Annotated in this window: 12 protein-coding genes; 6 read left to right on the top strand and 6 right to left on the bottom strand. The window is 72.2% G+C overall.

Annotated elements, in window-relative coordinates; all coding sequences use genetic code 11:
• Positions 1-222: 222 nt before the first annotated feature.
• Entirely contained in the window at positions 223-1311 is a 1089-nt protein-coding gene (ychF, locus tag ACIGW2_RS04135; RefSeq protein WP_361586862.1) for a redox-regulated ATPase YchF, read from the bottom strand.
• 195 nt (positions 1312-1506) lie between these two features.
• On the opposite strand from ychF, the gene ACIGW2_RS04130 reads away from it, so the two are divergent.
• Complete coding sequence (locus ACIGW2_RS04130; RefSeq protein ID WP_399840907.1) at positions 1507-2133, top strand: DUF6542 domain-containing protein; 627 nt, start codon at positions 1507-1509, stop codon at positions 2131-2133.
• An 88-nt stretch (positions 2134-2221) separates the two neighbouring features.
• Here the strand turns inward: ACIGW2_RS04130 and ppgK are convergent, their stop codons facing one another.
• Together ppgK and ACIGW2_RS04120 are read right to left on the bottom strand one after the other, a co-directional pair.
• Entirely contained in the window at positions 2222-2989 is a 768-nt protein-coding gene (ppgK, locus tag ACIGW2_RS04125) for a polyphosphate--glucose phosphotransferase (protein WP_399840905.1), read from the bottom strand.
• A gap of 30 nt (positions 2990-3019) precedes the next feature.
• Positions 3020-4027 (bottom strand): 4-hydroxy-3-methylbut-2-enyl diphosphate reductase, encoded by a 1008-nt coding sequence (locus ACIGW2_RS04120; protein WP_391652960.1) that lies wholly within the window; start codon positions 4025-4027, stop codon positions 3020-3022.
• Between the two features lie 77 nt (positions 4028-4104).
• Here ACIGW2_RS04120 and ACIGW2_RS04115 point away from each other — a divergent pair, with 77 nt between their 5' ends.
• The 4 genes from ACIGW2_RS04115 to ACIGW2_RS04100 all read left to right on the top strand — a co-directional run bounded on the left by ACIGW2_RS04115 (position 4105) and on the right by ACIGW2_RS04100 (position 7902).
• Positions 4105-5451 carry an APC family permease gene (locus ACIGW2_RS04115; RefSeq protein ID WP_361586853.1) on the top strand — a complete coding sequence of 449 codons (1347 nt, stop codon included), beginning with the start codon at positions 4105-4107 and terminating at the stop codon, positions 5449-5451.
• A 73-nt stretch (positions 5452-5524) separates the two neighbouring features.
• Positions 5525-6736 carry an exodeoxyribonuclease VII large subunit gene (xseA, locus tag ACIGW2_RS04110; protein WP_361586850.1) on the top strand — a complete coding sequence of 404 codons (1212 nt, stop codon included), beginning with the start codon at positions 5525-5527 and terminating at the stop codon, positions 6734-6736.
• 117 nt (positions 6737-6853) lie between these two features.
• Complete coding sequence (locus tag ACIGW2_RS04105; RefSeq protein WP_361586847.1) at positions 6854-7132, top strand: exodeoxyribonuclease VII small subunit; 279 nt, start codon at positions 6854-6856, stop codon at positions 7130-7132.
• Positions 7133-7311: 179 nt separating this feature from the next.
• Positions 7312-7902, top strand: coding sequence for a malonic semialdehyde reductase (locus ACIGW2_RS04100; RefSeq protein ID WP_361586844.1), 591 nt, complete (start codon positions 7312-7314; stop codon positions 7900-7902).
• A gap of 74 nt (positions 7903-7976) precedes the next feature.
• Here ACIGW2_RS04100 and ACIGW2_RS04095 read toward each other — a convergent pair whose 3' ends face one another.
• Positions 7977-8501, bottom strand: a complete 525-nt coding sequence (locus tag ACIGW2_RS04095; protein WP_399840902.1) for a DUF4245 domain-containing protein — start codon at positions 8499-8501, stop codon at positions 7977-7979.
• Between the two features lie 127 nt (positions 8502-8628).
• Between ACIGW2_RS04095 and glpX the strand changes: the two genes are divergently transcribed.
• Positions 8629-9663 (top strand): class II fructose-bisphosphatase, encoded by a 1035-nt coding sequence (glpX, locus tag ACIGW2_RS04090; protein WP_356067758.1) that lies wholly within the window; start codon positions 8629-8631, stop codon positions 9661-9663.
• Positions 9664-9778: 115 nt separating this feature from the next.
• Here glpX and ACIGW2_RS04085 read toward each other — a convergent pair whose 3' ends face one another.
• Together ACIGW2_RS04085 and ACIGW2_RS04080 are read right to left on the bottom strand one after the other, a co-directional pair.
• Positions 9779-10162 (bottom strand): WhiB family transcriptional regulator, encoded by a 384-nt coding sequence (locus ACIGW2_RS04085; RefSeq protein ID WP_361586837.1) that lies wholly within the window; start codon positions 10160-10162, stop codon positions 9779-9781.
• A 167-nt stretch (positions 10163-10329) separates the two neighbouring features.
• The gene (locus ACIGW2_RS04080) at positions 10330-11064 is read right to left on the bottom strand and encodes a DUF1707 domain-containing protein (RefSeq protein ID WP_399840899.1); all 735 of its coding nucleotides are present in this window, start codon (positions 11062-11064) and stop codon (positions 10330-10332) included.
• Positions 11065-11140: the final 76 nt, after the last annotated feature.

Below are 11140 nucleotides of genomic sequence, written 5' to 3'. Positions count from 1 at the left end.
ACGACGAATCGACACCGTCAGGCGTAGTGGTTCTTGCGGAATGGCTGTCCGGGGCCGACCGGGGTCGGTGCTCACGTCGGACAACCCGGAGAACATTACGGATCGAGCAGGCCCCTGTCAAGACCGGGGCTGCCCTCGACCCGCTTCACCGAGATCATCATCGGAGCGCAAAGGCCGCCCCACCCGCTCCTCCGCAGGTCAGACGGCCTTTCGCCGGACGTATTAGACGTTGAAGCGGAACTCCACCACGTCGCCGTCCTGCATCACGTACTCCTTGCCCTCCATGCGGGCCTTGCCCTTCGCGCGGGCCTCGGCGACCGAGCCCGTCTCGACGAGGTCGGCGAAGGAGATGACCTCGGCCTTGATGAAGCCCTTCTGGAAGTCGGTGTGGATCACGCCGGCGGCCTCGGGGGCGGTCGCGCCCTGGGGGATGGTCCAGGCGCGGGACTCCTTGGGGCCGGCCGTCAGGTAGGTCTGGAGGCCGAGGGTGGCGAAGCCGACGCGGGCGAGGGTGGCCAGGCCGGGCTCCTCCGCGCCGACCGACTCCAGGAGCTCCATGGCGTCCGCCTCGTCGAGCTCGGCGAGGTCCGCCTCCAGCTTGGCGTTCAGGAAGATCGCCTCGGCCGGGGCGACCAGGGCGCGCTGCTCGTCCTTGAAGGCGTCGTCCGTCAGCTCGTCCTCGTCGACGTTGAAGACGTAGAGGAAGGGCTTGGTGGTGAGCAGGTGGAGGTCGTGCAGGAGCTCCGCCTTCTCCGAGCCCTGGACGATGCCCTGCGAGAAGAGGGTGTCGCCGCGCTCCAGGATCTCCTTCGCCGCCTCGACGGCCGCGACCTTGGGGGCCACGTCCTTCTTGATCCGGGCCTCCTTCGCCAGGCGCGGGAGGACCTTCTCGATGGTCTGGAGGTCGGCGAGGATCAGCTCGGTGTTGATCGTCTCGATGTCGTCCTTCGGCGAGACCTTGCCGTCGACGTGCACGACGTTCTCGTCCTTGAAGGCGCGGATGACCTGGCAGATCGCGTCCGACTCACGGATGTTCGCGAGGAACTTGTTGCCCAGGCCCTCGCCCTCGCTCGCGCCGCGCACGATGCCGGCGATGTCGACGAAGTCCACGGTCGCCGGGAGGATCCGCTCGGAGCCGAAGATCTCGGCGAGCTTGGCCAGGCGGGCGTCCGGGACGCCGACGACGCCGACGTTGGGCTCGATCGTGGCGAACGGGTAGTTGGCCGCCAGCACGTCGTTCTTGGTCAGGGCGTTGAACAGGGTCGACTTGCCGACGTTCGGCAGGCCGACGATTCCGATCGTGAGCGACACGGTGGCGACTTCCCTAGGAGGAGTGGAGGTGGGGCGATCCCCCAGTTTACGGGGCTCTCCCGGGATCTCCGCCGCCCGCACCGGGCCGTGACCGAGCGGGACCGACCCGGCCAGGACGGCCCTCTTCGCGCCAAGGTCACCCAAAGGGCGTGTCCCGCACGGGGTTCCCGGGCCCTTCCGACCTACGTTGGTGGGGTGGAGCAGCACAGAACACGCAAGCCGCAGCCCCGCCGGTCCGTCCCGGGCCGGGCGCAGGGCCCCGTGACGCCGCCCGGCGCGCTGGTCGAGGGTGCCGCGGTGTACCGCGTGGCCGCCCCGCCCCGGCCGGGCCGGCCGCGGCTGGAGCGGCCCGCGCCGCCGGTGGTGGTGGCGCTGCGACGGCTGCCCAATCCCCGGCTCACCGGGCTCGGCGCGGGGCTGTTCGCGTCCGCCGTGATGCTGGTGATCGGCTTTCTGGACTGGCTGGTCCTGGACGGTTCGCCGCTCGCCTTCGGTCTGCTGTTCCTGCCGGTGAGCGCGCTGACCGCGCTGTGGGTGCGCACCGCGGACCTGGTCACCGCGCCGATCAGCGTGCCGATCGCCTTCGCGGTGGGCGTGGTGCCGATCTCCGGCGGTACGGGTGGGGTCGGCGGGCAGGCGATGGCCCTGGTCACGGCGCTCGCCGTGCACGCCGGCTGGCTGTACGGCGGCACTCTGGTGGCCGGTGTCATCGCGAGCGTGCGCAAGGTGCGGGACATGGGCCGCCGTCAGCGGGCCGCCGCCGCGGCGGGCGTCGGGAAGCCCGTACGCCCGGTGCGTCGGCCCGCTCCCGAGCGCGGATAACGCCTGCCGGAGGAAGTGGCCGGGTCCCTCGTGGACCGCTGCGGTCGCGGGCCGGTCGGACCCTCGCGGCCCATGGCCGGGCAGCACCTCAGGGGCGCAGCGGGCGCGGGCCCGTCAGGGCCCTCGCGGCCATCGCCGCGCCCACGATGCCGGCGTTGTTCTGGAGCTCGGCGGGGACGATCTCGGCGCGGATGCCGTCGATCAGGGGAAGGAACTTGTCCGCCTTGCGGCTCACGCCGCCGCCGATGATGAAGAGTTCCGGCGAGAACAGCATCTCGACGTGGGCCAGGTACTTCTGGAGGCGCTTGGTCGCCCAGTGCTCCCAGGTGAGGCCCTCGTCCTCGCGGGCCTTCGCGGAGGCGCGCTTCTCGGCGTCGTGGCCCTTGAGCTCCAGGTGGCCCAGTTCGGTGTTGGGCAGCAGGGTGCCGTCGACGAAGACGGCGGAGCCGATGCCGGTGCCGAGGGTCAGCAGGATGACGGTGCCCTTGCGGCCGCGGCCGGCGCCGAAGGTCATCTCGGCGACGCCTGCGGCGTCGGCGTCGTTGAGGACGGTGACGGGGAGCCCGCCGAGGCGCTCGCCGAGCAGGGCGCCGGCGTCGACGCCGATCCAGCCCTTGTCGACGTTGGCGGCGGTGCGGATCGTGGAGCCGGTGACGACGCCGGGGAAGGTGACGCCGACCGGGCCGGACCAGCCGAAGTGCTCGACCACCTCGACGACGCGGCCCGCGACGTCGTCGGGCGTCGCGGGCTGCGGGGTGAGCACCTTGTGGCGCTCCTGGGCGAGGTCGCCGCGGTCGAGGTCCACGGGCGCGCCCTTGATGCCCGATCCGCCGATGTCCACTCCGAAGACGTTCATGGACCCAACGTTACGGGCCGGAGCGCTCCGTCACTCGTTTTCGACGAGGGCCGCGGCCTTGGCGCGCAGGTCCTGGTCGCGGAGCTCCTTGGGAAGCGAGAAGGTGAGCGACTCGTCGGCGGTCTTGACCAGCTCGACGTCGACGTAGCCGCGCTGGGCGAGCCACTCCAGGACCTCCTGGACGAGGACGTCCGGCACGGAGGCTCCCGAGGAGAGGCCGACGCTGGTGACGCCCTCCAGCCAGGCCTCGTCGATCTCGCTGGCGAAGTCGACCAGGTAGGCGGCGGGGGCGCCGGCCTGCTTGGCGACGTCGACCATGCGCTGCGAGTTGGAGGAGTTCTTGGAGCCGACGACGATGACCAGCTCGGACTGGCCGGCGAGCTCCTTGATGGCGGTCTGGCGGTTCTGCGTGGCGTAGCAGATGTCGTCCGACGGCGGGGAGATGAGCTGCGGGAACTTCTCCTTGAGCGCGTCGACGGTCTCCATCGTCTCGTCGACGGAGAGCGTGGTCTGGGAGAGCCAGACGACCTTGGACGGGTCGCGGACCTCGACCTTGGCGACGTCCTCGGGGCCGTCGACGAGCTGGATGTGGTCGGGGGCCTCGCCGGAGGTGCCGATGACCTCCTCGTGGCCCTCGTGGCCGATGAGGAGGATGTCGAAGTCCTCCTTGGCGAAGCGGACTGCTTCCTTGTGGACCTTGGTGACCAGCGGGCAGGTGGCGTCGATGGTCTTGAGGCGGCCCTGGCGGGCCTCCTCGTGGACGGTGGGGGCGACGCCGTGGGCGGAGAACATCACGATGTTGCCCGGCGGCACCTCGGTCGCCTGGTCGACGAAGATCGCGCCCTTCCGCTCCAGGGTCTGGACGACGTACTTGTTGTGCACGATCTCGTGCCGGACGTAGATCGGGGCGCCGTACTGTTCGAGGGCCTTCTCCACGGCGATCACGGCACGGTCCACGCCCGCGCAGTAGCCGCGGGGAGCGGCGAGAAGGACACGCTTCGGGCGGTTGGCGGCGGGCGTCGCAGTCATGGGTCCCATCGTAAGGCCGCGCCGGTCGGGGTTCGGTCGGCGTTTTGATCGGCGGTTCGGCCGGGGGCGTGGCCGAGACTGGGCGCATGGCGCATGAAGCACGGGTGGCGGAGCACGAGAGCCTGCGGCGGAACCTCGGGTTCCGGGACCTGGTCGTGTACGGGCTCCTCTTCATCGCCCCGATGGCCCCGGTGGGCGTCTTCGGCACGCTGGACGCCAAGTCGCACGGGGCGGTCGCACTCGTGTACGTGGTGGCGACGGTCGCCATGGGCTTCACGGCCTTCAGTTACGCGCAGATGGTGCGGGTCGCGCCCCGGGCCGGCTCGGTCTTCACGTACGCGCGCACGGCGCTGGGCGAGGGCCCGGGCTTCGTGGCCGGCTGGATGGCGCTGCTCGACTACCTGCTGATCCCGGCCGTGGCGTACCTCTTCGCCGGCATCGCGATGGAGGCGCTGGTCCCCGAGGTGGACCGCTGGGTGTGGACCGGGATCGCGGTGGTGGTGACCACGCTGCTGAACCTGTGGGGGGTGCGGGCGGCCGCCCGGGTGGGCTTCGCGGTGCTGGCGATGGAGATCGTGGTGCTGCTGGTCTTCGTGGTGTCGGCGGTGGTCGTGCTCGTACGGGACGGGGCGCAGCGGGACTGGTGGTCGCCGCTCACGGGTGACGGCGGCTTCTCGGCGGCGGCGGTGGTCGGGGCGGTGTCGGTGGCGGTGCTCTCGTACCTGGGCTTCGACGCGATCGCGGCCTTCGCCGAGGAGGTGACGGGCGGGCCGTCGAAGGTGGCCAGGGCGGTGCTGTTCTGCCTGGTCCTCGCGGGCGTGCTGTTCGTGGCGCAGACCTGGCTGGTGGCGCTGCTCGAACCGGTGTCCTCGGCGGAGCTGGCCGCCGATCCGGCGCGGCAGGGCTCGGCCTTCTACGACGCGGTGGACACGTCCGTGGGCGGCTGGCTGCACGACCTGGTGGCGGTGTCGAAGGCGATCGGGGCGGCGTTCGCGGCGCTCGCCGGGCAGGCGGCGGGCGGACGGCTGCTGTTCGCGATGGGCCGGGACCGGCGGCTGCCGCACGTGCTGGCCCGCACCGACTCGGGGGTGCCGCGGGTGGCGCTGCTGGTGTCGGCGGCGGTCACGATGGGCGCCGCGGTCTGGGCGGCCCGCCGGGACGACGGGCTCGACCACCTGGTGTCGGTGGTCGACATCGGGGCGCTGACGGCCTTCGTGCTGCTGCACGCGAGCGTGGTGAGCTGGTTCGCGGTGCGCCGGATGGCGGGCCCGCCGCGCTGGCTGCCGCACCTGGTGGTGCCGGTCCTCGGCGCGGCGGTGCTGGTGGCGGTGATCGTGGAGGCCTCGCCGTCGGCGCAGGTGGTGGGCGTGATCTGGCTGGGCGTGGGGCTCGTGGTGCTCGCGGTGCAGGGGGCGGCGCGGCCGCTGCCGTAGCGCCGGACGTGCCCGGCGGGCGCGCCCCGCACGGCGCCCTTCCGGTGTCCGACCCGCCCGTTACGCTCGGCGCATGGGTCTGAACACGTCAGCGGAAGCGCCGCTCCCCGTCGGCGAGGTCTCCCGGCTGATCGGGGGGTGGATCGACCGGCTGGGGGCGATCTGGGTCGAGGGGCAGATCACGCAGTTGTCGCGGCGCCCGGGCGCCGGGGTGGTGTTCCTGACGCTGCGCGATCCCTCGTACGACATCTCGATCAACGTCACCTGCTACCGCCAGGTCTTCGACGCCGTCGCCGACGTGGTGTCCGAGGGCGCCCGGGTGGTGGTGCACGCGAAGCCGGAGTGGTACGCGCCGCGGGGGCAGCTGTCGCTGCGGGCTGCGGAGATCCGGCCGGTCGGGATCGGGGAGCTGCTCGCGCGTCTGGAGATGCTGAAGCGGACGCTGGCCGCGGAGGGCCTGTTCGCGCTGGACCGGAAGCGGTCCCTGCCCTTCCTGCCGCAGCTGGTCGGGCTGGTCTGCGGCCGGGCGTCGGCGGCCGAGCGGGACGTCCTGGAGAACGCGCGGCGGCGCTGGCCGGCCGTGCGCTTCGAGGTGCGCAACGTGGCGGTGCAGGGCGTGCGGGCCGTGCCGCAGGTGATCCAGGCGGTGCGGGAGCTGGACGCGCACCCGGACGTGGACGTGATCGTCGTGGCCCGGGGCGGCGGCAGCGTCGAGGACCTGCTGCCGTTCTCGGACGAGCAGCTGATCCGGGCGGTGGCCGAGTGCCGTACGCCGGTGGTGTCCGCGATCGGGCACGAGCCGGACGCGCCGCTGCTCGACCTGGTCGCCGACCTGCGGGCGTCGACGCCCACGGACGCGGCGAAGAAGGTGGTGCCCGACGTGGGCGAGGAGCTGGACCGGGTGCGCGGGATGCGGGACCGGGCGCTGCGCGCGGTGCGGGGGCTCCTGGAGCGCGAGGAGCGGGGGCTCGCGCACGCGCTGGCCCGGCCGGTGATGGAGCATCCGCAGCGGATGGTGGAGGTCCGCGAGGACGAGCTGGACGCGCTGCTCGCGCGCGGCCGGCGCACCTTCGGGCATCTGCTGGACCGGGCCGACTCGGAGCTGTCGCACACCCGGGCGCGGGTCCGCGCGCTGTCGCCCGCGGCCACGATGGAGCGGGGGTACGCGGTGCTCCAGCGGGCCGACGGCTCGGTGGTGCGGGACCCGGCGGAGGTCGCGGCGGACGAGGAGCTGCGGGCCCGGGTGGCCGCCGGCGACTTCACGGTCCGGCGCGTGGACGGCTGACGGCCGAGCGCGGGAGACCCTTCACGGCCCCACGACCGCATCGCGCGGCCCTCACGGCCCGCCGCGGCCGGAAATGATCGAACGACCAAGACGACCTGACAGACGAAGGTGGCACCCATGGCAGCACGGACCGGAGCGGAAGAGACTGCGACCGCGCTCGGCTACGAGCAGGCGCGCGACGAGCTGATCGAGGTCGTCCGGCGCCTGGAGGCGGGCGGCACGACCCTCGAGGAGTCGCTGGCGCTCTGGGAGCGCGGCGAGGAGCTGGCCAAGGTGTGCCGGCACTGGCTCGAAGGGGCCCGGGCCCGGCTCGACGCCTCCCTGGCTGCGGAGCGCGCCCGCGACGAGGACGGCGAGGGCGGTACGGCGGGTGCGGCGGGCCCGGACGAGGAGTGACGGGCCGGCGGGGCGGCGGTACCGGGTGACGGGCGGTTCCCTCGGGGACGTAGACTCGGACTGTGAACCGGATCACTATCCGGTTAAGTTAGTTGAAAGTTCACCTACTCCGGGCGTACTGTCGAGACATCGCCCGGATCCCGACGGGCGCACCTCTTGCAGTCCGGAAGGTATGCAGCATGTCTCTCGCTCTTGACCCCGCCGCCCAGGACCTCCTCTTCCGCGAGGCCCGCACTGCCAACACGTTCACCGACGAGCCGGTGACCGACGAGCAGGTCCAGGCGATCTACGACCTGGTCAAGTACGGCCCCACCGCCTTCAACCAGACCCCGCTGCGCATCACCCTGGTCCGCTCCCCCGAGGCCCGCGAGCGCCTGGTCAAGCACATGGCCGAGGGCAACCAGGCCAAGACCCAGGCCGCCCCGCTGGTCGCCATCCTCTCCGCGGACAACGAGTTCCACGAGGAGCTGCCGGCCCTGCTCCCGCACTTCCCGCAGGCCAAGGACATGTTCTTCGCCGAGCGCCCGGTGCGTGAGCAGTCCGCCCTGCTGAACGCCGCCCTGCAGGCCGCCTACTTCATCGTCGGCGTCCGCGCCGCCGGTCTGGCCGCCGGCCCGATGACCGGTCTCGACTTCGCCGGTGTCCAGAAGGAGTTCCTGGACGCCGACCACACCCCGCTGATGGTCGTCAACATCGGCAAGCCGGGCGAGGACGCCTGGTTCCCGCGCTCCCCGCGCCTGTCCTACGACGAGGTCGTCACCACCGTCTGATCGGGACGGCCACGCGGAAGGGCCCCGGTGCGCGTGCACCGGGGCCCTTCCGCCGTGTCCGCGGTCTTCCGCGCTCAGGCCTTCTGCGACTGGAGCGCGCCCGCCATCTGCGCGAGCCGGTCGAACGAGGCCGTGCCGGTCACCACGGTGGTCGCGCCGCCCTCGGAGCGCACCAGGGCGTCGTACTTCGGGCCCTCCCAGAGCTGCCACTCCCGGCCGCCGACCGTTCGGGTCTTTCCGGTGTTCTTCGCCTCCAGGGTGACCTTGGGGACGTACTTCTTCGGGTCCTCAGTGGACTGCTGGACGGCCACGTACTGGGTGTCCGGGTCGAGGAAGCCGAGCCGCCAGGCGTCGTGCTCCTCGCGCTTGTACGAGACGACCGTCGCCTTCCAGTCCTCGCCCAGGCCCTGCGGGGCCAGCACCGGGTACGGCGCCGCCCGCTGGGCCGTCAGGAGTTCGACCCGGTAGTCCTTGGCCTCGACCGGGGTCGCCTTCTCGTCGTGCGGGATGAAGAGATACATCACGCCCGCGGCGACCATGATCACCGCGAGGGACTGGAACATCCCGCGTACCGTCTGCCTGCCTCGCATACCTGCCACGCCCCTTATGGTCGCATCAAGGGTTCGTGCTCATACGTGGGCCCCTCTGCTCAATTTGTCGACCTGACGATAGAGTCCTAGCACCCTCCTTATTTCCGGCCGTCGCCGTACAGAAAGGTGCGCTCCGATGACCGAGCACCACTTGTTGCCGCCCGAGCTCGAGGTCTCGCCCGAGGCCCCCGACCGCAACCTCGCCCTGGAACTGGTCCGGGTGACCGAGGCCGCCGCCATGGCCGCGGGCCGCTGGGTCGGCCGGGGCGACAAGATCGGCGCCGACGGTGCGGCCGTGAACGCCATGCGGACCCTGATCTCCACCGTCTCGATGAACGGCGTGGTCGTCATCGGCGAGGGCGAGAAGGACGAGGCCCCGATGCTCTTCAACGGGGAGCGCGTGGGCGACGGCACCGGCGCCGAGGTGGACATCGCGGTCGACCCGATCGACGGCACCACCCTGAACGCCAAGGGCATGCCGAACGCGATCGCCGTGCTCGCCGCCGCCGACCGCGGTTCGATGTTCGACCCGTCCGCCGTCTTCTACATGGACAAGCTGGTCACCGGCCCCGAGGCCGCCGACTTCGTCGACATCAACGCGCCCGTCTCGGTGAACATCCGGCGGGTCGCCAAGGCCAAGGGCATGCAGGCCGAGGACGTCACCGTGGTGATCCTGGACCGCCCGCGGCACGAGGGCATCGTCAAGGAGATCCGCGAGACCGGCGCCCGGATCAAGTTCATCTCCGACGGCGACGTGGCCGGCTCGATCATGGCCGCCCGCGAGGGCACCGGCGTGGACCTGCTCATGGGCATCGGCGGCACGCCCGAGGGCATCATCTCGGCCTGCGCCATAAAGTGCCTGGGCGGTGTGATCCAGGGCAAGCTGTGGCCGAAGGACGAGGCCGAGCGGCAGAAGGCCATCGACGCGGGCCACGACCTGGACCGGGTGCTCGGCACCAACGACCTGGTCTCCGGCGACAACGTCTTCTTCGTCGCCACCGGCATCACCGACGGCGAGCTGCTGCGCGGGGTGCGCTACCGCTCCGAGACGGCCACGACCCAGTCGCTGGTGATGCGCTCGAAGTCCGGCACGATCCGCCAGATCGACTCGACGCACCGGCTCGCGAAGCTGCGCGCCTACAGCAAGATCGACTTCGACCGGGCGAAGTAGCCGCGAGGGCGGCGGCAGCCGTCCGGCGCACGAAGAGGGGCGCCCCCATGTGCGGTGGGGGCGCCCCTTCCCGTACGGACGCGGAGAAGCGGACCCGTCGGCAGCCGGCCTGCGATCAGCCGGCCTGGGCGATGCGCTCGGCGCGCTCCGCTGCGGCGGCCTTGCGCAGCTCGACCTCGCGGCGACGGCGGCGGGCGAGCACGACGCGGCGCTCGGCGGCGGTGAGGCCGCCCCAGACGCCGTACGGCTCGGGCTGCAACAGCGCGTGCTCTCGGCAGTCGACCATCACGGGGCAGCGGGCACAGACCCGCTTGGCGGCCTCCTCGCGGGAGAGCCGGGCGGCGGTCGGCTCCTTGGAGGGGGCGAAGAAGAGTCCGGCCTCGTCCCTCCGGCACACCGCCTCCGTGTGCCAGGGACCTGCCTCGTCCTCCCGAGCGGGGTTCCGCTGGGGCGGCACGGCGGCGGCGACCCGGAGGGGCTGATGCGGCGTGTGCAGCACGGTCTACTCCTGACGACGGCTTCCGCGGGCGAGCGAGCGACGATGCACCAGCCCTACCCGCTGTGCGCACGCCTATGCACTGCGTGCCGCCTCGCGTTCCGCAGCGCGGACAGCGGGCGGCGAATTCCGGTCACCCGTCGGGCGTCCGTACGAGCGGAACGTGGGCGTCAGTGGCCGAGATGCTTGCGCAACTTGTCCTGAACCAGGCTCTGCAGGTCGGTGACCCACTTGCCCCGCTTGGGGCGGGCCTCGACGTTGCCGAAGACGGCCCAGCCGTTGACCACGACGACGGGGGCCTGCGGGTCGGCGCCCTCCAGGGTGACCACCTCGAAGTTGCCGAAGACGCCGGTGCCGCTGCCGCGCAGCGTCACGTTCTCCGGCACGCGGACCTCGACGCTGCCGAAGATCGAGGTGGCGTTGATGGTGGTGAGGCGCTGGGCGAAGATCGCCTCGGTGAGGTCGATCTCGATGCTGCCGAAGAGCGAGAAGGCGTTGGTGCGGCGGCCGACGCGCCAGCGGCCCTTGCGGGTGGAGGCGGAGAAGACCGCGACCAGGTTGTCCGCCGGGCCCTCGGGGCCCTCGGAGCCGTAGTCCGCGGCGGGCACGTGGTCCCGGGCGGTCCGGCTCACCGGGAGGTCGCGCACGATCGGCTCCAGCTCGCCGACGGTCTTCGCCCGGTAGACCGCGTCGATCCGCTCGGCGTGCTCCTCCGCGTCGAGCCGGCCCTCGGCCAGCGCGTCCCGCAGGATGTCCGCGATCCGGTCCCGGTCGGCGTCGGAGGCGCGCAGCGACCCCTGCGGATCGGCGTACTCGGGCCGGGCCGCGGGGGTGGGCGCCGGGGCGGGGGCCGGCGCGGGCTCGGCGGGCGCGGCCGGCTGCTGGGGCTGCTTTTCGAGGTCCACGACCTCAGCCTAGCGAAACGCGATAGATCGCGACTAGGGGGAGCCCGCGTGTCCTGTGGACGGCGGCCGGGAGACG

The sequence above is a fragment of the Streptomyces sp. NPDC053541 genome, from assembly GCF_044544705.1.
Lineage (GTDB): Bacteria > Actinomycetota > Actinomycetes > Streptomycetales > Streptomycetaceae > Streptomyces.
The sequence above is the reverse complement of the archived record's forward strand: the minus strand, read 5'-3'. Positions and strand labels throughout refer to the sequence as shown.